Raw genomic sequence first — 22,672 nt, forward strand, 5'->3', positions numbered from 1 at the left:
CTGCCGGTGTTTTTTGAAGTGGGCTTTGTGCTGCTGATTCCGCTTGCCTTCAATATCGCCCGGCGCACCGGCACGCCGATCCTGATGATCGGCTTGCCGATGGCGGCCGGTTTGTCCGTCGTGCATGGCCTGGTGCCGCCGCACCCCGCCGCGCTGATTGCCGTCACGGCCTATCACGCGGATATCGGCAGGACCATTGCGTATGCGTTGCTGGTGGGGTTGCCGACGGCGGCGATCGCCGGTCCCTTGTTTGCACGATGGATCACGCGTTACGTCAGCGCCGATCTGGAGCATCCGCTCGCCAGGCAATTCCTGGAGGCCGATGACCCGTCGCGCGAACTGCCCGGTTTCGGCATCACGCTGCTCACCATCCTGCTGCCGGTGCTGCTGATGCTGCTCGGCAGCCGGGCCGATGCGCTGGCCGCACCCGGCAGCCTGGCGAACGACGTGCTCGCCTTGCTCGGCAACTCGGTGATGGCGGTATTGCTCGCCACGCTGCTGAGCTTCTACACCTTCGGCAAACGGCGCGGTTTCAGCCGCGAGGCGGTGCTGGCTTTCAGCAACGACTGTCTCGCGCCCACCGCCACGGTGGTGCTGGTGATCGGCGCCGGCGGCGGCTTCGGCCGCATCCTGATCGACTCGGGCATTTCCGACGCCACCATCGCCGCGACGCAGTCGGCGCATCTGTCGCCGCTGCTGTTCGGCTGGCTGGTCGCCGCGCTGCTGCGCATTGCCACCGGTTCGGCCACGGTTGCCATGAGCACCGCCTGCAGCATCGTTGCGCCGATCGCAGCAGCGGCGGGCAATACCATGCACCCTGAGTTGATGGTGCTTACCACCGGCGCCGGTTCGCTGATCCTTTCCCACGTGAACGATGGCGGTTTCTGGATGGTGAAGGAGTTCTTCAACATGTCGGTGACGCAGACGCTGAAGACGTGGACGGTGTTGGAGACGATTATTTCCGTGGTGGCGCTATTGCTGACGTTGGTGGTGTCGATGGTGGTGTAGGTTGGGGTGCGAACCCCAACATCGTGATGCGTGGGAGACAACCATGTTGGGGTTCGCACCCCAACCTACGCGCTGTTACGCGGCTCTGTTGGTGATAATGCGCCGCACCTTACCCCTGAACTTTTGTTCGGCCTGCCACAGGTCATATTGCCCCTGCATGCCAAGCCAAAGTCCAGGCGTTGTACCCAATGCTTTGGTAAGACGAATATCCATCTCCGGGCTAATAGCTGCTTTGCCATTCAACACGCGATACAACGTGCCACGATCCACGCCGAGGCGGTCGGCAGCTTCTGTCACGCTGATTTCGGTGAGCCATTCACGCAGGACTTCACCGGGATGTGCGGGGTCGTGCATTTTTGGCATGTCGTTTCTTAGTGATAAGTCCTGTAATCAACTATCGCGTGTTGGGCCACACGCCACAAGCGCGTAGGTTGGGGTGCGAACCCCAACATTGTCATTTCCAAGCGCGCTCGACTACCTTGCAGCTAGCTCTGTCAACAACATCGTCCTTACATATCTCGTTAGCGTATATGACTGCTGCATTCATTGCCGCGGTCGCGTACCTGGCTAACTCATGGCCTCGTAGTCGGAGTGGGGTCGCCGTCGGCATAGTTGGAAGACGTCTCGATGAGCGCTACTGAACTGAGAGGATAAAACTGTTGCGCCCAGCCACGGAGTTTTCCAATCGGACCGTCTCCACTATTGAGTCTGGGGTGATGATGATATTTTTTGTGGTGCCAAAGCGGAAAGTCTTTATATACGTCCTTGACAATGGCCCAAAGGAAACTGTGCCTCAGCGTCTTTTCGATCTGACTCCTCGCCAGCCTCCGTATCGGGCCAGGAAGCCAGGATGGCTCTGGAGCTTCTACGCTTGCTGCCAAGGTGAGGCGCATGCGCCATGGGGCAATCGGAGTTGGCAGCGCGAAGACGGCAGTACGGATCTGGAGGCGGGGAGTTTCCAGGATGAGCCTGGACCCACCGATTCCCATCATGTGGATAGTAGTGTCATAGATTTGCGTGCCCAGGAGGGGGACGTACCGGGCGATCCGAAATCCCATGTGGCTGATCGGACCTTCGCTGATCATCGGAAACAACTCGCCCATGAATGTGATCTTATGAAGCTGAGGGAGGTGTCCATAGTCAACTGCATTCTCCATCACTTCTTGCGGATGACCGGCCAAATCGATCTTTCGGTAGTCAAGTGGATGTTTACCGACTTCAGGAAAGTCGGGCAGGTCCCAGGATGGAGGCTGGTCGTTGTGGTGATGCCAAACCCAAACGATTCCATAGGCTTCCTTGGCATGCAAAAGATGAAGCGAGGCTTTCGGCGGCGACCCATAGGGCGTATGAGCGCAGATGCCATCCGGCGCGAACTCAAACCTGTGGAATGGACATATCAATAGCTCCCCTTTGACAGTTCCGCCTGCTCCGAGATGGGCGCCCAAATGTGGGCAATAGGGGTGAATGGCCCGTATCGCGCCTGATTTAGTCCGGTAAATGACAATGTCCTCACCCATGAACGGCACGGTCTGAATTGTCTCAGCCTTCCACTCCGTGGATAGTCCGACACAGAACCATCCATCCGGATACGGAAGCCATGGAGGTGCCACCTCGTTGCCGGGGCGAGCTGCCCATCTTGGGTCGGGTAGGTAGGTTCGGAGCTTCACTTTGCCACTCCCGGCTTCCTTCAATGCACCGTTGGGGGTGAGCCTCATGACGACGGCGATACTTGATCAGTGTTGCCTTAATCGGAGTCTGGTTTGGTCACCATGCTGTATCCGATAGCGTGTGACTCAGCGCCAGTCACATGGCTCCAGCCCTGTTCGATCCAGTCGTCGGGAACAATATGCAGCGCGGTTGTTCTGGCCCAGCGCAGAGGAACATAGGAAAGCAAAGTGCCGGCGGTCGCATACCGTAGAAGAAATTCCTTTTCCCTATCGGCCAGATCATCGGCATGAATCAGATCAAGCTGTAAATCACGAATCAGGCCCAGTCCGGTATCAACTTTTTCCCGACGGGTCCCGGGGAGATATCGGTAAATATCTGCGGTTTCATCTTCTGAACGATGCCGGATCCCACTGTGCAGGTCGAAAGCGACAATACCAATCTCAAGGCTTTCCCTTACTCGCGGCGCAGGAATGGAGCGAAGATCTATCCCCGCTGCTACAGCACACAGAAGCATCACGCCGTAAAAGCATCCTTCGGCATCACGCCATCGCAGATACTCGCGGTAATTATCAACGTTGAGGCGAAGCTGATCGGCCACACCAGCGATCCCCCTGTCCACCCGCTGAGAGGCCAGGGTATCTACTTGCACCCGTAGTGCGGTTTCCATAGCGTGATGTTCCCAGTCAGCTGCGGTGGCGAAGGCAATGCGCAGCCACTGATGGACAGTGTGACCAAAGAGAAAGCGGTCGAACACATCCCCGTAGTGATGTCCGGCAGCGTATGAGTCGTTGATCGCAGTCAATGCCGCTAGCGCCGCCAGTGCGGCACGATCCCGATCCGGTGGTCCGGTCGGCGCGATCGTCTCCAACATCTGATAGCCCACCTCGATTGCTTCCTTGTCCACTTGTTCGTTGATCCACCAAGGATGGGGAGTCAGGTGGCTTTGAGGGTTAGAGGGAGTGGCAAGGGCAAGCTGTTTCGTTCTTGTGCCATCTACGGCTGCGCGGCGCCTTGCCCCCACAGGATCCGCCCAGGACCCTTCTTCTTGCAGCCAGCTGTCGCGTGAGCCGGGTTCATGATGCGGGCAGCTCATCGGACGTCCTCCTCCCGGCGAGCGACGATACTGAACGCGGCAACCTGACCCGTGCTTAGGACGACATTCATGTTCGACACGACGTCGTGAAGTTCTTGCAAGACGGCAGTCGGTGGTCCTTCTGGAAAGCTGCGGTCGATATTGCGTTGGATATCGGTGAACCAATGAATAGTGTCTTCTATGGAGGGCAAAATGCGAGTGTCTGTCACCGTAAATCCGTTTGCCGTGAGGAGATCATTGATCTGTTTCGGTGATTTGCGATATCCACAAGCAATCCGATCAACGGTGTCTTCAATGGCTGATGCATAGGTATCTGGATCAAGGTAGAGGATCTCGGCTATCAACACGATCCCGCCAGTCTTGACGCGTTGACGTAGAAGAACGTGCACCTGCTTCAAGACCTCGGGAGTGAAATGGGCAATCGCTCCTCGGAGAATGACAAGATCATACTGTCGGGAAGGATTGGGCAGCAGATCGATGTCCTGAGCATTGCAGAGGTACAAGTTGACACGATCGGCGACTCCGGCGTCGCGAATAAGCCTGCTAGCCCATCGCAGCTGGCTCTCGCTGATATTGATGCCGTCCAGGGTTGGACATTCGGGAAAGCGCCGAGCGAGAGAACGGAGTACCGGTCCCCATCCACAACCAATTTCAAGGATTCGATCCACTGGCCGGGGCACATTGGCGAGTGCGATTTGCGCGTCGAGATATCGTTCTGCGGCTTCCTCCAGCGAGAGATCCATTCCGTCGTACACGCCGTGGTGAAAGAACATGGAGTCCCCCAGGACTTTGCGCCACAGCTCCGGGTCGTCAGAGTAGACGCGTGCCACGTTCCGAAGATAGGGGTCGCTGCGAGAACTCTTGACTGTCACGAAGTCTTGCCTGTTGATCAGCGTCATAAAGATCTCCACTTGATGGCCTTCCCTGTTCCTGTGGCCTTCTGGCAAGGAGTTTGATTTTTTTCAACCTGCTTACGGTAAAAACGATCAAAAACAATTTTTTATAACCGTGCAGGTAAAGTAATTGATGTTTAAAATAATAAAAATATATATTTGTTATTTTTAATATCTAAATTAAAAATATGCGTCATTTCATTTGTTTGGTTGGATCATGGAGGCTATAGATTGATGGATAAATAGCGTTTATTGTGTAAATGATGTGGAATAAAACGGTTCAAATATTATAAAATAGAACAGGGACGGGTTGATTTAAGTAAATAAAACGGTGACGGGTTAATTTAGAAACATGATTGGCGTTATTGCTCAGCCATTCGCAGCGAACCAGTCAAGCAAACTGTGTAGCTGCGGTTGTCGAAGCGCCTGCGATTGCCCGCGCCGATCGCCAAACATCGCCTGGTGAGCTGCTCCAGCAGATGGAGATTTGGGTATGAAAACGTGGGGAAACCTCAGGTGCGAACCCCCAACATGGTTGTCTCCCACGCACCACGACGTTGGGGTTCGCACCCCAACCTACAATTCGCCCCGCGATGCCAGCGCCTCGATCCTGTCCGCTGTTCTGCAGGCGATCGCCTGGATCGTCAGCGATGGATTCACCCCGCCTACGGTCACGAACACCGATCCGTCGCAAATCCACAAGTTGGGAATATCCCAGCTGCGGCAATCGGCGTTGACCACGCTGGTGCGCGGATCGCTGCCCATGCGGCAGCTGCCGTTGATGTGGCAGGTGTCGTCGGTTTCGCGCCAGATGTTTTTTGCGCCCGCGGCGGCGAGCGCCTTGTCCATGAAATCCAGCGCATGGTTGATCATGCGGCGGTCGTTGTCGCAGTACGAATGCGTGACGCGGGCGATCGGCAGGCCGTATTGGTCTTTCTCGTCGGCGAGGGTGACGCGGTTGCGTTCCTGCGGCAGGGTTTCGCCGACCATCTTCAAGCCGACTTGATGGTTGTAGTGTTGCATCTCCTGCAACAACGCCTCGCCCCACAGGCCGCGGCGGCTTTCGGTCATGGACCACAAGACGGGCAGCGGACCTTGCGCCATGTAGCAATAGCCGCCGAAGAAGTCCTTGCCTTCGTCGGTGTAGTTCCAGTGTTCGGTCAATGACAACGAAGGTGGTCCCTTGTAGGCGCGGATTTCTTCGTCCATCAAACCCCATACCGCCTGGTTGGATTGCACCATGAAATTCTTGCCGACCAGGCCGGAGCTGTTGGCCAGGCCATCGGGAAAACGGCCGGTGGCGGAGTTCAGCAGCAGGCGCGGCGTTTCGACGGCATAGCCGGCGACGACGACGTTCTTTGCGCGCTGGAATTGCCAGCGTCCCTCGCGGAAATATTCCACGCCCGTGCACAGGCCCGCATCGTTGACGACCACGCGGCCGACCATCGCCAGGTCACGGATTTCCGCGCCGGCTTGCACGGCGCGTGGAATCCATACGTTGAGCGTGCTCTGCTTGGCGTTGGTGGCGCAGCCGGAAACACAGAAACCACGATACGCGCAGGGATGCGCCAGGCCGCGCGGTGCAGAAATGGTGGCGAGCGGCGTGGGCGACCACTTGATGCCCATCGCTTCCGCGCCGCGTGCCAGCACCAGCGCGGCGGCATTCAATTCGTGCGCACGATAGGGATAGCGACCGCGGTGCGGGCCCCATGGGTAATTCACCGGCCCGGAGATTTTCAGCGCATCCTCGACCATGGCGTAGTACTGCCACATCTCGCGCCAATCCAAGGGCCAGTCCGCACCGTAGCCGAGCGCAGTGCGCGCCTTGAACCATTCAGGACGGAAGCGCAGCGACACCATCGCAAAGTGCACCATGCTGCCGCCGACCGCTTTGCCGCTGTTGTTGTTGCCGAGCTTGACCGGGTCTTCGCCGTCGCACAGTCGTTCATCGGTCCAGAACAGCTTTTTCTGGTGCGCTTCGTCGGATGCGAATTCTTCCAGTGGACGCCACCATGCACCGGCATCGAAGGCAACCACCTTGAAGCCTTTTTCGGCCAATCGGCAGGCAAGCGTACCGCCGCCCGCGCCGGTGCCTACGATGGCGAAATCCACCGCTTCATCCTGCGGGTATTCGCGCATCGGCATCCAGCCGCCGACACGGAGCACATCCGGCGCGCGGCCGTTCTTGCCGCGTGGTTCGTGTTGCGGATCAGCGGACACGGCGGTTTTTCCGGAAGGCTTTTAGTTCTTCTCCCGGCTTGGCTTCGGCCGGTTCCCACGGATCGCGGCGGTCGTAATACATGCGCACGTAGCCGCGCGGATTGGCCGGGCCGCCAAAACCGATCTCGTTCCAGGAATAGGGATGCGAGTAATACGCGCCGCAGATATCCGGCAAGATGCGCTGCGAAAAGAACAGCTGCGGATCCATGCCTTGCCAGAAGGCGCTGGCCAGTTCGCCGTGCTGGATCTGTTTCAACAACGCATTTTGATGGTCGCGTTCGATGCTCGCGAAGGGCAAGCCATGGCGGACTTTGCTTTCCTCATCCAGCGCAGTGAGGCCAATGCACCAGGCTTCGCGCAGCGGCGGCAGGCGCGCATAGCGAAAGCCATCACCGGCGTTCGCTTTCAGGCGCGTGTCGATCATGCCGGCCAGCGGCACCTGCGGGCGGTCCGACGGTTGCGGGATGATGCACGCGCACAGGGCTTCCAATGCCCGCCAACGCACCGCATCGAGACATTGCGGATCGGATGGCGTAGCCAGGCGCTGCTCGATCACTTTGCGTGTGATGTCGTCCCACGATGGCGTGTCGCGCCGTCGCAGCACGTCGTAACCGGGATAGCGCGAGGTATACAGATTCATCGCCGTTCCCTCTCTCTCAATCGCAACGCCGCCAGCCCGGCCAGTGCGAGCGCGGCGAAGCTCGGCGGCGCGGGCAAGGGTGGGCCGTTGTAGATGTTCTGGCTCCAATTGCGCCAACCGCCGTGATGGCGCGCCACGCCGCGGATATGGAATGCCGCACCGAGCCAGCCGATCAACCAGGTCAGCTGCAACGCCACGCGCGCGAGCCAGCGAGGTTGCGGTTTGGTGAGCGAGGCATGCAGCAACAATGCCGACGCTGCAGGCGGCACGCTCACTGGTGCGTACATTGCCTTGTGCTGGAACGAGCCGCGAAAATGCAGTAGCGCTGCTTCGCCCGCAGTGCCGGCAAGACCCATACCGCTCAACAGTCCCAAGGCCTTCCCTGCGGGCATGCCAAGCAGACGCGGTGATCGCGCAGGTTCATTGCGCAAACGTTCTGCGGCAGCGCCCAATGCGCCCGACAACAGCAACGCCGCCGGCGCGCCAAGCGGTGCTGCATAAAACAGGTTTTGCCAGCTCCAACCACCGGGGCGCTTCATCACGTTGTAGATGTGGAAGCCGGTGCCGGCAACGCCGGTGAGCGCGGCACCCCAGTAAATGGCGTGGCGCACCGCATGCGTGCGGGTGTTTTGATCGGCACCGCCGTGCAGTCCAGCCAGCAAGGAGAACGTGGCGACCACCGGCGGGATGTACATGGCCGGATTGGAAAACGAGCCGCGGTAGTGCTCCATCGCACTATCGGTGAGCACAGAGCAGGCGAGCAGGGCGGAGCTGCGGTTGAAGGCGCGCGAGGTTTCGATGTGCATGCGGCGCGCGGGTATGCGATGGCGGCGCGTGCCGGGTATGTAGCGGACAAGCGTTGCGGCAGCTGCGACGCCGGCTAGCGACCAGGCGATGGTGGGCCAGGATGGACGGTTGATCCTCATGGGTGATTCGTAGACCGGGATGCAGATCTATGTGCGTAAGCGTGCATCTGTCGCGTGCTGTGAAGTGCTCCCTCCCCTGCGATAGTAGGGGAGGGCTGGGGTGGGGTTGTGTGTGCTTTAGCGCGATGCAAAATGGTTCCGGGATGTGGCTCGTGGTGGCGTCCAACATCTCGCCGCTCGCTTCGCTCGCACCCCACCCTAACCCTCCCCTGCAAGCAGGGGAGGGAACCGTTTGCGGTAGCGATCGAGATCGACGCCGCACTCACTCTTTATCCTTATGCCCTGGCAACACCGCACTCAACACCTGCCGCGCCGTATCGCGCACCATGCTTCCTTGCTCCGGATCGCCCGCCATCAAGGTCGATGCAAACGCCTTCGCCTGCGCCAGCGTGATGTGCGGCGGCAGGGGCGGTATTTCCGGATCGGCCTTCACTTCGATCACCACCGGGCGATCGGATTTAAGCGCTTCATCCCACGCGGCACCGAGTCGCTCGGGATCGTCGACGTAAATGCCGCGCAAGCCGATCAATTCGGCAAAGCGGTGATAAGGAATGGAAGGAATCTCCTGCGATGCCTCGAATTTCGGATCGCCTTCCATGACGCGTTGCTCCCAGGTGACCTGGTTGAGGTCGGAGTTGTTCAACACCATGCAGATCCAGCACGGGCTGCTCCATTCCTTCCAGTACTTGGCCACTGTGATCAGCTCGGCCATGTTGTTCATCTGCATCGCGCCATCGCCGACCAGTGCAATCACCGGGCGTTGCGGATAGGCGAACTTCGCCGCAATCGCATACGGCACCGCCGCACCCATTGACGCCAGGCCGCCGGATAGCGAACACATCATGCCGCGCTGCACTTTCAAATCGCGCGCGTACCAGTTGGCGACGGAACCCGAATCGCTGGTGACGATGGCATTGGCGGGAATACGCGGCGAAAGCTCAGAGATCGTGCGCTGCGGATTCACGCCGTTTTCGGCCTTGGCCTTGGCGCGTGCATCGAGTTTCTTCCACCAATCGGCCGTCCACTTCTCGATGTTCTGGCGCCACGCGCGATCTTCCTTGTTATGCAGCAGCGGCAACAAAGCGCGCAGGGTTTCGGCACTGTCGCCGACCAGGTTCACTTCCATCGGATAACGCAGGCTCAGCATGTCGGCCTTGATGTCGATCTGCACGCCACGCGCCTGGCCTTCCTTCGGCAGGAATTCGGAATAGGGGAAGCCCGAACCGATCATCAGGAGGGTGTCGCATTCCATCATCATCTTGTAGCTGGGCTCGGTGCCGAGCAACCCGATCGAACCGGTCACCCACGGCAGATCGTCCGGCAATGCCGCTTTGCCGAGCAGCGCTTTTGCCGCACCGGCGCCGAGTTTTTCAGCCACGGCGATCACTTCGTCGGTAGCGCGCAATGCGCCGGCGCCGACCAGGAGCGCCACCTTCTTGCCCGCGTTGAGTACGTCGGCAGCGCGACGCAGTTGATCGTCATAGGGCACCGTCCTGGGCTTGTTGTAGCCAACGCCTGAATGCACCGTGCCGTGTTTTCGCCCCGGCGGTTCGAACGGAAGCTCCTGCAGATCGTTCGGCAACACGATCGCCGTCACCGTGTGCTGCCCCAGTGCAATGCGCACGGCGCGATCCACCATATGGCGCACTTGCGCCGGCACCGCGGCAGATTGAATGAAGGCGCCGGCAACGTCTTTGAACATGGCTGGCAGATCCAGTTCTTGCTGATAGTGGCCACCCAATGACGCGCGCGCCTGCTGGCCGGTAATCGCCAGCACCGGCATGTGGTCCAGACGTGCGTCGTAAAGGCCGGTGATCAGATGCGCCGCACCCGGCCCGGAGGTGGCAATGCACACGCCCAGCTCACCGGTGAACTTGGCATGCGCCGACGCCATGAATGCGGCCATTTCTTCATGCCGCGCCTGGATGAACTGGATTTTTCCGTTCGCGCGGTTCAACGCGCCGAACACACCGTTGATGCCGTCGCCCGGATAGCCATAGATGCGGCGAATGCCCCATTCGTGCAATCGCTCGACGATAAAGTCTCCGACAGTTGGCTTGCTCATGCGCTGAACTCCGGTTGTGCGTGACGCTGCCGAAGTAGCCGGGAATACGTGCAGCGTGCGTGGATGCCATGCGTCGTGATCGCGCGACGCGAGTCATCTGCGAACCTAGGCAGAGCGGTGTGCAGAGGCTGTGCAGCTTTTGTGGCTGAGGCATCACGTTTTTAGCCGGCAGGCTCAGCAGTTGCAGGCTGGGATGAAATCCCAGCAATGCATCCTGAAAGCATGCTGGGGTTTCATCCCAGCGTACGTGTGTCGCCAAACTCATTTGTAGGCATTTCATCCACGCACGTGCTGGAAAAATCCATCGCACCTTCCGTAGCGCGCGAAAAGAGATGTGGCGCTTACCACTCGAAGCCATCCTGCTCGGCGCCATCTGCCTGCTATTTGCCGGCAGCACATCGCTTGCGGAAATCATCGTTGCCACCCTCGCCGGTTGCATGGCGGCATGGGTGCACGCGCGGTTGATGCATCGCTCCGCATTTCGCTTCATCGGCACCCCACAACCGTTTCACATTCTGAAACTCGCCGCAAAAGGCGCGCTGCGTGACGTTCCGCAAGGCGCATGGCATGTGCTTGCCGCGATGTGGCGCCGGCGTTTTGGCAGGCAGGTGATGGAACCGGCGCCGCTGCTGGTGCGCGATACGGATGTGCGCGTGATTCCCAAGCGCCGCGCGCTGGCGATTCTGACGACATCCTTTGGTCCCTTGGCGTACACCATCGAAGCACACCACGACGCGTTGCGGGTGCACCGCGCCGAAGGGACGCGCAGGTCGGAGTAGCCGTATGTATTGGATAGCGATCTTCGCCTTGATGCCGCCACTGTTGGCCGGCTTGATCGTGGCGCGTCGCGGCGCGCTACGCACCCGGCCGCTGGCGATCCAGTTCATCAGCACGGTGGTGGCGATCATTTTTGTGCTCATCGCATTGGCGATGCAGCAGCCATCGTACGTCGACCTGGCGTTGGCGATGACCTTGCTGGGATTGCCGGGAACGCTCGCTTACACCTTCTACATGGAGCGCTGGATGTGAATACGCTGATCGCCATGGCGCTGGTGTTGCTGGTGGCATGTTGCTGGATGGCGGCGGCGGCTTTGCTGCGGCTTCCGCACGGCATGGATCGGTTGCACGCCGTGAGCTTTGCGCCGTTGGCGGCATCGCCGTTGTTGTTGATCGTGACGGGGCTGCAAACCGGCATGAGCCTCAGTACGGCAAAGGTGGCCTTTTTGTGGCTGGTCAATGCATTGGTCAGTATCGGTATTGCGCATGCCCTGGGCCGGCTGATGCGTCCGAGCAAAGGAGGGGAAGCATGAAATTCGCCGTGGCTGGTTGTTTGATCCTGGTGATGATCAGCGGCGCGCTGGTGGCGTTTACACGCAGGCCCGCGCGACAGGTGTTGATGATCAGCGTGCATGGCCTGTTCCTGTCAATGCTGTTTCTGCTGTTGCAGGCACCAGACGTGGCTTACTCGGAAATTGCCGTGGGCACTGCGCTGGTGCCGGTGATGTTTCTCACCGTGCTGGCAGCCACGCGCGGCGGCGGGCGCAGGAATGTGCCGCGATGAAGTACCGCAGAGCGCTGCGTTATGCCCTGTCCATCCTGGCGCTGCTCGTGCTGGCGCCGGCGGTGGTGCTGGTGGCGCTGCACATGCCGGCTTTCGGTGGTCAGCTGTTGGCGTACGGCGCCACCGTCAATGCACACGTGCCATCTATGCGGCAGGCCACCAATGTGGTGACGGCGATCATTTTCGACGTGCGCGGTGCGGATACGCTGGGCGAGGAATTTATTTTCGCGGCCGCCATCACCGGGCTGGCGGTGCTGTTGCGTGGCGGACGTGGCGAAGATGCCTCGCGCGAGCCTATCCATGCCGATGGACGCCAGCTGCCGGCGCGTAGCGAAGCGGTGGCGTTGCTGATTCGCTGGATGCTGCCGGCGACGATCGCGTTTTCGCTGTACGTGATGGCGCACGGGCAGCTTACGCCTGGCGGCGGCTTTCAAGCCGGTGCGATGCTCGCCTCGGCGTTGCTGCTGCTGTTCCTGGGCGATGGTTATCGCAGCTGGCGGCAAGTGGTGCCGCCGGTCGTGATGCAGCTATTGGAAGCGCTGGGCGCCGTCGGTTGCGTGGCGGTGGGTCTGTTGCCGATGCTGCTCGGCGCGGGCTTTCTGGAAAACGTGCTGCCGCAAGGCCAGCCGAAATCGCTCACCGGTGGCGGGCTGATTCCGCTGTTCAACGTGGCGGTGGGCATGGCGATCACCGGCGGCTTTGTCAACGCACTGGTGGAATTTCTGGAAGAAACGCGCGTGCCGAAGGAGGGCGATTCATAGTGTTGCTGCGTCTGCTGCCTTGGCTGGCTGCCGCCTGGCTGATGGCGATCGGCATCTACGGCATGATCACCAGCCGCCACTACGTGCACTTGATCGGCTGCCTGTCGGTGGTGCAGTCGGGTACGTACGTGGTGCTGCTGGCGATCGGTTTCGTTTGGCATGCCGGGCCGCCGATCTTTTATGACCATCCACCGGGAACGCCGGCCGTGGATCCGGTGATGCAGGCGCTGGTGCTTACCGACGTGGTGGTGGGCGCTGCCGTTTCGGCTTTGTTGCTCGCCTTGGCGCTGCAATTGCACAAGCGCCGCCAAACGCTCGATCCGGAAGAGCTGGAGCCCGTTCCTTGAACCCGCTGCAATGGATACCGATGCCGGTGGTGGTGCCGCTGCTGGCGGCAGCATTTGCCCTGCTGGCGGAAAAGCTGGTGCCGCGACGTGTGGTCGATGCCTTGGCGGTGCTCGTGTGCGCAGCGGTTTGTGTGGCATGCATGTGGCTGGCGCATGCATCCGCCCATGCCCCGCTGGCGTACTGGTATGGCGAATGGGGACCGACGCGCGGGCCGGTGCTGGGCATCAGCTTTGTGGTGGATAGTGCCGGCGCCGGCGCCAGTGCCTTTATTGCGGGCTTGTTTGCGCTCACCTTTTTGTTTGTGTGGCACTACTTCGAAGAAGTGCGTGCGCATTTCCATGCGCTGATGCTGATGTTCTGCGCGGCGATGATCGGCTTTTGCCTGACGCATGATCTGTTCAACATTTTCGTGTGGTTCGAGACGATGAGCGTGATTGCTTTTGCGCTCACCGGTTATCGCCTGGAAGACGCCGCGCTGGAAGGTGCGCTCAACTTCACCGTGATCAACACCGTCGGCAGTTTCCTGATGATGGCGGGCGTGGGTTTGGCGTATGCGGCGACGGGCGCGCTGGACATGGCGCTGGTCGGGAAAATCCTGGCGGAACGCCATGCCGACGTGCTGGCTTGCGGTGCGTTTGTGTTGATGAGTGCGGCCATGCTGATCAAGGCCGCCGGCGTGCCGTTTCATTTCTGGCTGCCGGATGCGCATGCGGTGGCGCCCTCGCCGGTATCGGTGATTTTTTCCGGTGTGATGGTGCCGGTGGGTTTGTTCGGGCTCGGTCGCCTGCTGACCATCGTGTTTGCTGGCGTGCCGGCGGTTGCGTCGCTGGCGCACGGACTGCTGGTGCCGTTGGGCGCGGTCACCGCCATCATCGGCGGTTTCATGGCTTTGCAGCAGACGCATGTGAAGCGCTTGCTGGCGTATTCCACCGTGAGCCACGTTGGCGTGATGCTTGCGGCACTCAGCCTGATCACCGTGCACGGTACCGCGGGGTGGCTGCTGTACATGCTTGGCCACGGCATGGTGAAGGCGTGCTTGTTCATGGCGGCGGGCATGCTGGCCGCAGTGCTGGACAGCGTGGATGAGTTTGAACTGTATGGCCGCGCGCGTGGCCGCCCTGTGCTTGCGTGCTGCTTCTTTGTTGCCGGCTTGTGCCTGGCGGGCTTTCCGATCGGCATCATGGGGTCCGGCGCGGAGGCGGTGGAAGGGGCGGCAAAGCTGACGGGCGACGATTGGCTTGGGCCGATCATCATTATTTCGTCCGCGACCACCGGGGGTGCCGTGTTGCGTGCCGGTGTACGGATTTTCCTCGGCAAAGGGGAATTGCCGGCGAACAAGTCGCCGTTGCCGAATGAATCGGAACGCGGCGACCGTCCATGGCTGTTGATGCTGCTGCCGGCGCTGGTGCTGGTATTTGCAAACGTGAGCGCTGCGATGCCACTGGAACGCATGGCGCGTGCTGCAGCGGCAACCTTCGTGCATATGCCGGTGTGGGATGTACTCAGCGGCAAGCAGGCCTATGCAACGGCTGCGGTGCCGGCAGAGGCCAGCGGTGGCGAATTTTCCGGCTGGCTGGCGGTCGGCATCGCGCTGGTGATTGCAGCGGCGCAGTTGTTCCTCCCTGGTTTGTTGAAGAACCGGGTGTTGTGGCCGGCGCATATTTCCATCCGTGGCTTGCGTGCCTTGCATGCGGGGCGCGTGGGCGACCAGGTTGCGTGGCTTGCCGCGGGACTGGCCATGCTGACGGCCGGCATCGTTGCCATGAGCGTGCTGCATTAGGTGATCGCATGCCAGAAGGTCCTTCCATTGCCATGCTTTGCGACGAAGCGTCGATCTTCGTCAACCAGGTCGTGCTGCGCGCTTACGGCAATGCCAAGATCCCCATGCAACGGCTGGAGCAGCAGCGCGTGCTGGATCTGCGCAGTTTCGGCAAGCAGACGTTGATGCTGTTCGATGGTTTCTATGTGCGCGTGCATCTGCTGATGTTCGGCAGCTACTTGATCAACGAACAGCGCAGCATCGTGCCGCGGTTGGGGCTGGTGTTTCCCAACGGCTCGCTCAATTTCTACAACGGGTCGGTCAAGCTGCTTGAAGGCGACGTCAACGAGGTGTACGACTGGCGCGTCGACATCATGTCCGACGAGTGGGACGAAAAGCGGGTGCGGAAGCTGTTCCGCGCCGCGCCGGACACGTTCGTGTGCGACGCCTTGCTCGACCAGGATGTATTCGCCGGCGTCGGCAACATCATCAAGAACGAAGTGCTGTACCTGTGCAAGGTGCATCCGCTCTCGCGCGTGGGTGCGCTGTCGGCGCGCAAGGCCAACGAGATCGTGGCGCAGGCGAGGGCGTATAGCTTTCGTTTTCTGGATTGGAAGAAGGCGCACGTGCTGCGCAAGCATTGGCTGGTGCATAACCAGAGCTTGTGTCCGGTGCATCGGATTCCGCTGTCGCGGGGTTATCTGGGGAGCCGCAAGCGGCGGAGTTTTTATTGTGTGAAGTGTCAGCGGTTGTATGAGGAGTAGGTTAGCGCCGATGGCACACGTACCGTCGCCCCGGCGAAAGCCGGGGCCCAGTGACTTTGAGGATCAATATCTGAGCGAATTGCTACCTGAATTAGTACCCTCGGGTTAGTGCCAATGACACCAACTTACCGGAAACTCTTTGCCGTCATTCCAGTGAAAGAGCGTCAAAGTCGCTGGAATGACAGGGTGGGGTCCTGCTCGCTCCGAACACACCGGGTTACGTTGCGCTAACCCAACCTGCGATCTCGTTTGGCGATTTCCCGCAAGCGCCGTTCGCGCCACGCCAGCAACGGCTGGCAACTCGCCCCGTGCACCGCGATGCTCAACACCACCAGCGTGGTCACCATGCCGGTGAGTTTGGGCGCCACGGCTGCCGGCACACCGTGCGTCAACGCATAGCCAAGATAATTGAGGCTGCCGATGCCGCGTATGCCCAGCCATCCTGCCAACAGGCGGCGTATCGGTGGCATGCGTGCGCCGAAGGTGGCGATCCATGTCGAAAGCGGCCGTATCGCCACAAACAGCAGCAAGGCCATCAGTGCGCCATCGCTGCTCCATCCGCCGGAACACGCAATGCCGACCAACAGCACCATGCCCACGGCAAGCAAGCGTTCCAGCGTATCGCCGAACGACAGGGCGTCCGATACCACCAGCCCAATGCTGGCGGACGGCTGTTCCAGTGCCACCTCATCGCGCTGGTTGGGATTGACCAGCATTTCCGCCGGCGGGTGAATCTGGTCCTGCTCTTGCTCCACATCCGGATGTGGATGGCGCGATACCACGCGCCATTCGGTATGGCGCAAACCGACGCCCGCGGCAAAGGCGGCCAGGAATTGCGATGCGTCGAATGCTTTGGCGAAGGCGTACGTGAGCGCAATCAAGGCCAGCACAAGAAAATCGCTGGGCGCGCGATCGCCGCTGGCCATCTTGGCGCGCGTGGCGATGATGCCGATCAGGCGCGCCAATAAAAAGCCGATCGCCAATCCCGCCGGCAACGCCCAGCACACGTCACGCCATAACCAATGCCATACCGCGCCGGTGTCTGGCTTGCCCGAATACAGCAGCATGCCAAGCAGCAGCAAGGGCATGGCGGTGCCATCGTTCAAGCCTGCCTCGCTGGACAGGGCGACACGCAAGGCGTCATCGTCGCGCGCGTTGTCGACTGATACCAGGCTGGCCAGCACGGGATCGGTGGGTGCGGCGATGGCCGCGAATACCAGCGCGATTGGCCAGGAAAAGGCCAGCAGCGCATGGCTGGCCCAGGCGAGTCCCGCCACGCTCAGCAGCATCGCCGGCACCGCCAAGCGCAGGCCTGCACGCCACGCGGGATGGCGCCACGGCACGCGCAGTTTCAGCCCGGTGAGGAACAGCGACACCACCAGCACGCCCTCGCTGACGGCGCTCAGCCAATGCGCGTGTTGCATGAGGTCGATGCGCGCATAACCGAGCAGCATCGGGCCGAGCGCCAGCCCCGCCAACGCATAGACCACGAACGGTGTGACCGGCATGCGGCGCAGCCAGCCTGCCGACAACGACGTGGCCAACAACAGCGCACTGAGCAGAAACAGCCATCCGAGCGAATTCACCGGTGCTTCCGATGACCGTGATCAATGATGCCGCTTGTTGATGTCGCTGCGCTCGTAACCGGATTGGGACGGTGGCGTTTTTTCGATATCGCCCGGTGCTGCTTCGCCGGCAGGCTGGGCATGCGCGTGTTGCGGCTCGGCCTGTTCTTTCGCGCCGGGCCAGGCGGGTGTCTGGTGTGCCTGTTTTTGCTTGCTGTGGGCACGATCCTGGATGGTTGCGGCGGGGTTGGGGTGGCGGGGTGGCTTTTTGTGTGTCATGGCTAGTTTCATCTCTTGTTGCTATGTCTGTATGGCCGTCATTCCCGCGAAAGCGGGAATCCATCTTTGCTTTTTGCATCACGACGAGATGGATTCCCGCTTTCGCGGGAATGACGGCCAGAACAAACAGGACGATGCACACAGGTTCACCCACCTCACGTTGCCCAAACGTCAACTTTTCCTGGTGCCACCGCTGCCGAAACATCGACGTATCCGCAACGCGCATGCAAGCACGCTAGCGATGTTCAGGTAGCGCAAATGCATCGACATGATCGACTTCGGCCAAGCTCGGCAGCAGATGGTGGAGCGCCAGATCGCCGGCCGCGGATTGCATGATCCCGTAGTGCTGGCGGCGATGAAACATGTGCCGCGCGAAGCCTTCGTGCCGGAAAACCTGCGCGATGCCGCGTTTGGCCGTCTATTCGATCGCTTCTGCTGCATCAGCAATTAGTGAAACGCAGGCTGCAACGCTATATCGGCGTGATCTATCGCCCCGAATCGGAATTGCACAGCCATTATCTGGAAGCATCGTTGCCGCAGCAGTACGAGGCATTCTTGTGGTTCGACGAAACCTTCCCGGTGACGCCGTTGCAGAAGGAGCAGGGTGGCGGCGCGGCGGAGATGTTTCCGACAGGGCTTTGATGCTTTTGTAGGCTGGGATGAAATCCCAGCTTTATCGGGATGGCGATGCTGGGATTTCATCCCAGCCTACGAACCGAACCCCCAAATAAAAACAGGCCGCCTTGTCGGCGGCCCGGTCGGGCATCGGTCATCCATGTTGAGGAGGGGCCCCTCCTCGGCGCCTGACTTCCCGGCGCGCCATTTATCGCATATCGGGGCGTCAAAGTCAGGTATTGCGTAGCAACTTGGCCTTTCACGACAGCTTCACAGGCCGCTATGTGCATGTTGAATAGCGGCCCGCAAATCGCTGGCGGACTGGCGCGGATCGGGTGTGCCGCAAATGGCCGAAACCACCGCAAGACCATGCGCCCCCGCGGCGAAGACTTCGCTAACGTGCTGTCTTTTAAGGCCGCCGATGGCAACGGTGGGAACCGGGCAGGCGGCCACGATGCGGGCCAGGCCGGCAAAGCCGATCGGCTGTTCGTGGTCGGGTTTGGTGGGCGTGGCGAACACGGGGCCGATACCCGCGTAATCGACCACCCTGGGATCGACCGCCCGCGCGACGCTTTCCGAGTTGACGGAAAGGCCCAGCAGCATGTCCGCCCCGATGCGTTCGCGTGCCAGGGCAGGGGACATGTCGCGCTGGCCGATATGCACCGCATCGACCTCGGCTTGCACAGCCGCTTCGATGTCATCGTTCATCACTATCAGTGCCGCGGTATCGCGCAGGGCCTCTTTCACGCTGCGTGCAAGGGCAACGCGTTCGGCAGTCGAAGCGTGTTTGTGCCGTACCTGCACGATGGTGACGCCACCGGCTACCGCTTCACGTGCGGTTTCCACCATAGAGTGTTGCCGGCAAAGATCCGGATCCAACACCAGGTACAGCGAAAGATCGAACGGCTTTTTCATGCCGGCGTGACCTGTGCCTGCGCTTGCAGCACATCGCCATTCAAGGCGGCCAGCACATCGATAAAGCGCCAGGCGAATGAACCGGGGCCGGCGGATTGCGATGCTGTTTGCGTACCAGCAACCTTGAAACACGCCAGCGCACTCACTGTCGCTTCCCATGGCGTTGTCGGCGCGATCGCCACGAACGCACCCACCAGGCCGGTGAGCGCACAACCCATCGCCGTTACCTTCGGCATCCATTCGCTACCGCCGGCAATGCGCGCGGATTGCTGCCCGTCGGTAACGAAATCGACTGCACCTGTTACAGCCACCACGGCGTCCGTTTGCCGCGCCAGCAACAGCGCCGATGCTTCCGCGCGCTCTACGCTGTCGCCGCTATCCACGCCGCGTCCCGAACTGGCGTCGCCTGCCAGCGCCATGATTTCCGATGCATTGCCGCGGATTACCGTTGGTTTCAACGCCAGCAGTTCCGCCGCGGCCTTGCGGCGAAACGCCGTAGCGAAATGCGCCACCGGATCGAGCACCCACGGCTTGCCGTTTTCATTCGCTGCCTTGGCCGCGGCATGCATGCCTTCCAGCCACCGCGACGAGAGCGTGCCGATGTTGATGGTGACCGCGCTTGCCAGGCCGGCAAATTCACCCGCTTCCTCCGGTGCGTGCACCATCGCGGGCGATGCGCCGGCAGCGAGCAGCACATTGGCGGCGTAGTTCATCGCTACGTAGTTGGTGATGCATTGAACCAGCGGGGGTTGGCGGCGCAGGCGGTCGAGCCGTTCGCCGCAGGAAGAAACGAGAGCAGAGGTCATGATGCAGCTTTGAGGTGGGGCGTAGCTGCGTGATGGTACCCGTTATTCGCAGTCGTAGGCTGGGATGCAATCCCAGCATCCCGCTGCCATGAAAGCTGGGATTTCATCCCAGCCTACGGGACAGGCACTACCATGGCGGGCATGGCTGCAACCCGAAAACCGAAAAAACTCCCGCGTTCCTTCTACCACCGCGATCCGTTGATCGTCGCGCCTGAGCTTCTGAACAAGCTATTGCGTTGCCATGACGGCCGCGCAGGACGCATCGTGGAAGTGGAGGCTTATCGCGGCGGCGACGATCCGGCCGCGCATTCCTACCGCGGCGTCACACCACGCACCGAGGTGATGTTTGGCAGGCCGGGACACTTGTATGTGTACTTCACCTACGGCATGCACTGGTGCGCGAATGCGGTATGCGGACCGCAAGGCGTGGGCAATGCGGTGTTGATTCGCGCGTTGCAGCCGATCGCAGGCTTGGATTTGATGTATGCGGCGCGTCCGCTGGCAAAGCATGATCGCCAGCTATGCAATGGCCCGGCTTGCCTTACCCAGGCGATGAGCATCAGCAAGCTGCACAACGGCATCGACCTGGTGAGCGGCGATGCGTACACGCTGTTGGATGACGGCATGCCGCCACCCGAACGGCCGGTGCAAACCACGCGCATCGGCCTTACCAAGGCGACGGACTATCCGTGGCGTTGGTATGTGGAAGAAAGCGCGTACGTGTCGAAAAAATAAATCGCAGGTTGGATTGAGCGGAAGGCGAACCCCAACGTTTCCCGATAACGCCGCGCCATGTTGGGGTTCGGCTATGCCTCACCCCAACTTACGCTTTAACCCTTGGGAGTTACTGGCGCACCGGCGAGATCACGTTGCTGGACTGCGTGACATTCACTGCCGTGCTGTCGATGGTGATATCGCGCGGCTGGTAACCCAGCGTGTACAGCGATTCATTGTGCGCGACGAGCCAGGCAGCACCGTTGTAGGTGATGCTGTTGTTGGTCAGTTGCACGGTGTTGGTGGCGGCATCTACGTCTACACCGAACAGGTAGTTCAACGTCAGCGTGTCGTGGGTGACGGTGACGTTGTTGGTGCCGAGCATGAAGATGCCGAAGCCATGGTTGCTCTGCGCAGTGCTGCCGGTCACGGTGACGTCGGTCACGTTGTCGTGGATTTCCACGCCATTGCCCAGGTTGTTGGACATGCCGGAGCTTTCGATGCGGATCTGCGATGCCGGACCCAGCGTCTGCGGCTCGATATCGATACCTGCCTGCGGCGCGGTGCCGTTGGAACCGTCGAAGCTGCTGTACACCGCGTACACATGATTGGCTGCCGTGATCGACATGCCCTGGCGGCGGTTGTTGCTGGAATGGACGCGGACCAGCGTGACATAGCTCGACGGCGTAAACGTGCGCCAGCCGGAGGTGGTGCCCACCAGAATGCCGTCGCCCCAGTTGTCGGCGAGGGTGATGTCATGCACATAGATCTGGCTCGATTCCTGGACGCTGATGCCATAGCCCATGCCGTTGGTGCCAAGATGCTGGCTGCGCTCGCCTTCAATTTTGCCGCCGAGAATTTCGACGTTGCTGACGTTCCACGCCTTTACCACCGCAGCGAAGCTGGCGTTGTTCGGAATGGCTTGCAGCGTCGCGCTGCCCCAAAGCGAAAGACGCGTATTGGAGCGCATGTTGATGCTCTTGGTCGCGTCGATCATGTATGTGCCGCCCGGGACCACCACGGTGCCGCCGCTGGCGGGCAGCGCGTTGATGGCAGCCTGGAAAGCGGCGGTATCGTCCGTCACGCCATTGCCCATCGCGCCAAAGTTGCGCACGTTGACGGAGCTGGTGCCGATCGAAATGGCCGGCGACTGCGTCCACCAATTGGTTGTTGTGGTTGCTGCGGAAACCGGCATGGCTGCCGTCGCGAACGTCAGAGCAGCAGCGATGGCCGTCAAGATCTTGGCGCGCGTCGTGAAACGTTGACCGCGTGAATTTTGGACAAAGCGCGCTTGTGCGCCCTGCGGCGCCATATTGGTTTTCATGGATTTGAACCCCTGTTTTGGATAACAACAAAGAATTTTTTTGCAGCCTTTTCGCTGCACAGTTTTTGTTTACTGCGTGGCTAAGATGCGTCATCGACCTGTGACGGCGCAAATGTGAAATGCCGCTTTTGCTCACACTGTTCGAAGGGCGAACGCGCTTTGCCAATTACACCGGCGATCTCGTGAACCTGTTCGCAAATTTCTTTAAGTTTTAACGAGTTGCGCACACATGCGGGTTGGACGCTGGCGGGCAGACATCAACCATTAACGCCACTTTTTGCCCCAAAAAGCCTGCGTTTTATTCGGCATCGCGCACAGGTGTCCGTAGGTTGGGGTGCGAACCCCAACATCGCCATGCGTGCAGAATCGGAATGTTGGGGTTCGCACCCCAACCTACGGACTGGGATTTCATCCCAGCCCGCGATCACCTCGCTCGTTCCTTTGTACGTTCTGCGTATCGGCATCGAGGAAAAACGTTTCTTTCCGCAACGCATGCAGGCGGTGAAACGTTTCGTAACGCGTGAGGCCGATGTCATGCACCGGAGGCCATAAAGCCATCCGGTATCGCCACGCCACCATGAAATCCATGCGGCCGGACATGTGCACGCCGATGCATTACAGCGGTTGCTTTAGTTCCATCCCGCCCCTATGCATCTCCGCACATGGACTTTTGCAACTTTATAAGCGTACCCTCGGGTATTAGTCGTACAAGCAAAAGTCGGCGGCAGCCGTGTTTGCCGCCGCACCG

At 60.4% G+C, this 22,672-nt stretch carries 25 protein-coding genes; 12 read left to right on the top strand and 13 right to left on the bottom strand.

The annotated features are described in order from the left end of the window. Positions 1-1,008 (top strand): gluconate:H+ symporter (locus VJR68_RS10090; protein ID WP_324147548.1); only part of this gene is annotated, 1,008 nt, incomplete at its 5' end. 75 nt (positions 1,009-1,083) lie between these two features. Here VJR68_RS10090 and VJR68_RS10095 read toward each other — a convergent pair. The 8 genes from VJR68_RS10095 to VJR68_RS10130 all read right to left on the bottom strand — a co-directional run bounded on the left by VJR68_RS10095 (position 1,084) and on the right by VJR68_RS10130 (position 10,513). Then, positions 1,084-1,371 carry a HigA family addiction module antitoxin gene (locus VJR68_RS10095; protein WP_324147549.1) on the bottom strand — a complete coding sequence of 96 codons (288 nt, stop codon included), beginning with the start codon at positions 1,369-1,371 and terminating at the stop codon, positions 1,084-1,086. Positions 1,372-1,580: 209 nt separating this feature from the next. Then, positions 1,581-2,723 carry a Rieske 2Fe-2S domain-containing protein gene (locus VJR68_RS10100; protein ID WP_324147550.1) on the bottom strand — a complete coding sequence of 381 codons (1,143 nt, stop codon included), beginning with the start codon at positions 2,721-2,723 and terminating at the stop codon, positions 1,581-1,583. A gap of 29 nt (positions 2,724-2,752) precedes the next feature. After that, complete coding sequence (locus tag VJR68_RS10105) at positions 2,753-3,769, bottom strand: hypothetical protein (protein ID WP_324147551.1); 1,017 nt, start codon at positions 3,767-3,769, stop codon at positions 2,753-2,755. Next, complete coding sequence (locus VJR68_RS10110; RefSeq protein WP_324147552.1) at positions 3,766-4,668, bottom strand: SAM-dependent methyltransferase; 903 nt, start codon at positions 4,666-4,668, stop codon at positions 3,766-3,768. The genes VJR68_RS10105 and VJR68_RS10110 overlap by 4 nt, the downstream gene beginning before the upstream one ends. A gap of 570 nt (positions 4,669-5,238) precedes the next feature. Continuing rightward, entirely contained in the window at positions 5,239-6,882 is a 1,644-nt protein-coding gene (locus VJR68_RS10115; protein WP_324147553.1) for a GMC family oxidoreductase, read from the bottom strand. Further along, entirely contained in the window at positions 6,872-7,522 is a 651-nt protein-coding gene (locus VJR68_RS10120) for a gluconate 2-dehydrogenase subunit 3 family protein (protein WP_324147554.1), read from the bottom strand. Before VJR68_RS10120 ends, VJR68_RS10115 begins: the two co-directional genes overlap by 11 nt. Continuing rightward, the gene (locus VJR68_RS10125) at positions 7,519-8,448 is read right to left on the bottom strand and encodes a hypothetical protein (RefSeq protein WP_324147555.1); all 930 of its coding nucleotides are present in this window, start codon (positions 8,446-8,448) and stop codon (positions 7,519-7,521) included. Before VJR68_RS10125 ends, VJR68_RS10120 begins: the two co-directional genes overlap by 4 nt. Before the next feature lie 262 nt (positions 8,449-8,710). Then, the gene (locus tag VJR68_RS10130) at positions 8,711-10,513 is read right to left on the bottom strand and encodes a thiamine pyrophosphate-requiring protein (RefSeq protein ID WP_324147556.1); all 1,803 of its coding nucleotides are present in this window, start codon (positions 10,511-10,513) and stop codon (positions 8,711-8,713) included. A gap of 332 nt (positions 10,514-10,845) precedes the next feature. On the opposite strand from VJR68_RS10130, the gene VJR68_RS10135 reads away from it, so the two are divergent. The 8 genes from VJR68_RS10135 to VJR68_RS10170 are packed head-to-tail and all read left to right on the top strand — an operon-like array spanning position 10,846 to position 15,706. Further along, positions 10,846-11,292 carry a hypothetical protein gene (locus VJR68_RS10135; RefSeq protein ID WP_324147557.1) on the top strand — a complete coding sequence of 149 codons (447 nt, stop codon included), beginning with the start codon at positions 10,846-10,848 and terminating at the stop codon, positions 11,290-11,292. Positions 11,293-11,296: 4 nt separating this feature from the next. After that, entirely contained in the window at positions 11,297-11,542 is a 246-nt protein-coding gene (locus VJR68_RS10140; protein ID WP_324147558.1) for an MrpF/PhaF family protein, read from the top strand. Next, positions 11,539-11,823, top strand: a complete 285-nt coding sequence (locus VJR68_RS10145; protein WP_324147559.1) for a hypothetical protein — start codon at positions 11,539-11,541, stop codon at positions 11,821-11,823. Before VJR68_RS10140 ends, VJR68_RS10145 begins: the two co-directional genes overlap by 4 nt. Continuing rightward, the gene (locus VJR68_RS10150) at positions 11,820-12,074 is read left to right on the top strand and encodes a DUF4040 domain-containing protein (protein ID WP_324147560.1); all 255 of its coding nucleotides are present in this window, start codon (positions 11,820-11,822) and stop codon (positions 12,072-12,074) included. The genes VJR68_RS10145 and VJR68_RS10150 overlap by 4 nt, the downstream gene beginning before the upstream one ends. Further along, positions 12,071-12,835 carry an MnhB domain-containing protein gene (locus VJR68_RS10155; RefSeq protein ID WP_324147561.1) on the top strand — a complete coding sequence of 255 codons (765 nt, stop codon included), beginning with the start codon at positions 12,071-12,073 and terminating at the stop codon, positions 12,833-12,835. The genes VJR68_RS10150 and VJR68_RS10155 overlap by 4 nt, the downstream gene beginning before the upstream one ends. Further along, the gene (locus VJR68_RS10160) at positions 12,835-13,182 is read left to right on the top strand and encodes a sodium:proton antiporter (protein ID WP_324147562.1); all 348 of its coding nucleotides are present in this window, start codon (positions 12,835-12,837) and stop codon (positions 13,180-13,182) included. Before VJR68_RS10155 ends, VJR68_RS10160 begins: the two co-directional genes overlap by 1 nt. Continuing rightward, positions 13,179-14,963, top strand: a complete 1,785-nt coding sequence (locus VJR68_RS10165) for a complex I subunit 5 family protein (RefSeq protein ID WP_324147563.1) — start codon at positions 13,179-13,181, stop codon at positions 14,961-14,963. The genes VJR68_RS10160 and VJR68_RS10165 overlap by 4 nt, the downstream gene beginning before the upstream one ends. 8 nt (positions 14,964-14,971) lie before the next feature. Then, positions 14,972-15,706, top strand: a complete 735-nt coding sequence (locus VJR68_RS10170; protein ID WP_324147564.1) for an endonuclease — start codon at positions 14,972-14,974, stop codon at positions 15,704-15,706. Positions 15,707-15,933: 227 nt separating this feature from the next. On the opposite strand, the gene VJR68_RS10175 is transcribed toward VJR68_RS10170, so the two are convergent. Together VJR68_RS10175 and VJR68_RS10180 are read right to left on the bottom strand one after the other, a co-directional pair. Further along, the gene (locus tag VJR68_RS10175; RefSeq protein WP_324147565.1) at positions 15,934-17,292 is read right to left on the bottom strand and encodes a cation:proton antiporter; all 1,359 of its coding nucleotides are present in this window, start codon (positions 17,290-17,292) and stop codon (positions 15,934-15,936) included. A 21-nt stretch (positions 17,293-17,313) separates the two neighbouring features. After that, positions 17,314-17,550 carry a hypothetical protein gene (locus VJR68_RS10180; protein WP_324147566.1) on the bottom strand — a complete coding sequence of 79 codons (237 nt, stop codon included), beginning with the start codon at positions 17,548-17,550 and terminating at the stop codon, positions 17,314-17,316. Between the two features lie 268 nt (positions 17,551-17,818). On the opposite strand from VJR68_RS10180, the gene VJR68_RS10185 reads away from it, so the two are divergent. Beyond that, positions 17,819-18,001 carry a hypothetical protein gene (locus VJR68_RS10185; protein ID WP_324147567.1) on the top strand — a complete coding sequence of 61 codons (183 nt, stop codon included), beginning with the start codon at positions 17,819-17,821 and terminating at the stop codon, positions 17,999-18,001. Then, complete coding sequence (locus tag VJR68_RS10190) at positions 18,001-18,192, top strand: erythromycin esterase family protein (RefSeq protein ID WP_324147568.1); 192 nt, start codon at positions 18,001-18,003, stop codon at positions 18,190-18,192. Before VJR68_RS10185 ends, VJR68_RS10190 begins: the two co-directional genes overlap by 1 nt. A gap of 243 nt (positions 18,193-18,435) precedes the next feature. Here the strand turns inward: VJR68_RS10190 and thiE are convergent, their stop codons facing one another. Further along, the gene (thiE, locus tag VJR68_RS10195) at positions 18,436-19,080 is read right to left on the bottom strand and encodes a thiamine phosphate synthase (protein ID WP_324147569.1); all 645 of its coding nucleotides are present in this window, start codon (positions 19,078-19,080) and stop codon (positions 18,436-18,438) included. Then, the gene (thiM, locus tag VJR68_RS10200) at positions 19,077-19,886 is read right to left on the bottom strand and encodes a hydroxyethylthiazole kinase (RefSeq protein ID WP_324147570.1); all 810 of its coding nucleotides are present in this window, start codon (positions 19,884-19,886) and stop codon (positions 19,077-19,079) included. Before thiM ends, thiE begins: the two co-directional genes overlap by 4 nt. Positions 19,887-20,027: 141 nt before the next feature. Here thiM and VJR68_RS10205 point away from each other — a divergent pair, with 141 nt between their 5' ends. Beyond that, positions 20,028-20,621, top strand: a complete 594-nt coding sequence (locus VJR68_RS10205) for a DNA-3-methyladenine glycosylase (RefSeq protein WP_324147571.1) — start codon at positions 20,028-20,030, stop codon at positions 20,619-20,621. A gap of 109 nt (positions 20,622-20,730) precedes the next feature. Here the strand turns inward: VJR68_RS10205 and VJR68_RS10210 are convergent, their stop codons facing one another. Then, a complete protein-coding gene (locus VJR68_RS10210; protein ID WP_324147572.1) occupies positions 20,731-21,924 on the bottom strand; it encodes a right-handed parallel beta-helix repeat-containing protein in 1,194 nt (397 codons plus the stop codon). Between the last annotated feature and the right edge of the window lie 748 nt (positions 21,925-22,672).

The organism is Dyella sp. (assembly GCF_035277725.1).
Taxonomy (GTDB): domain Bacteria; phylum Pseudomonadota; class Gammaproteobacteria; order Xanthomonadales; family Rhodanobacteraceae; genus Dyella_B.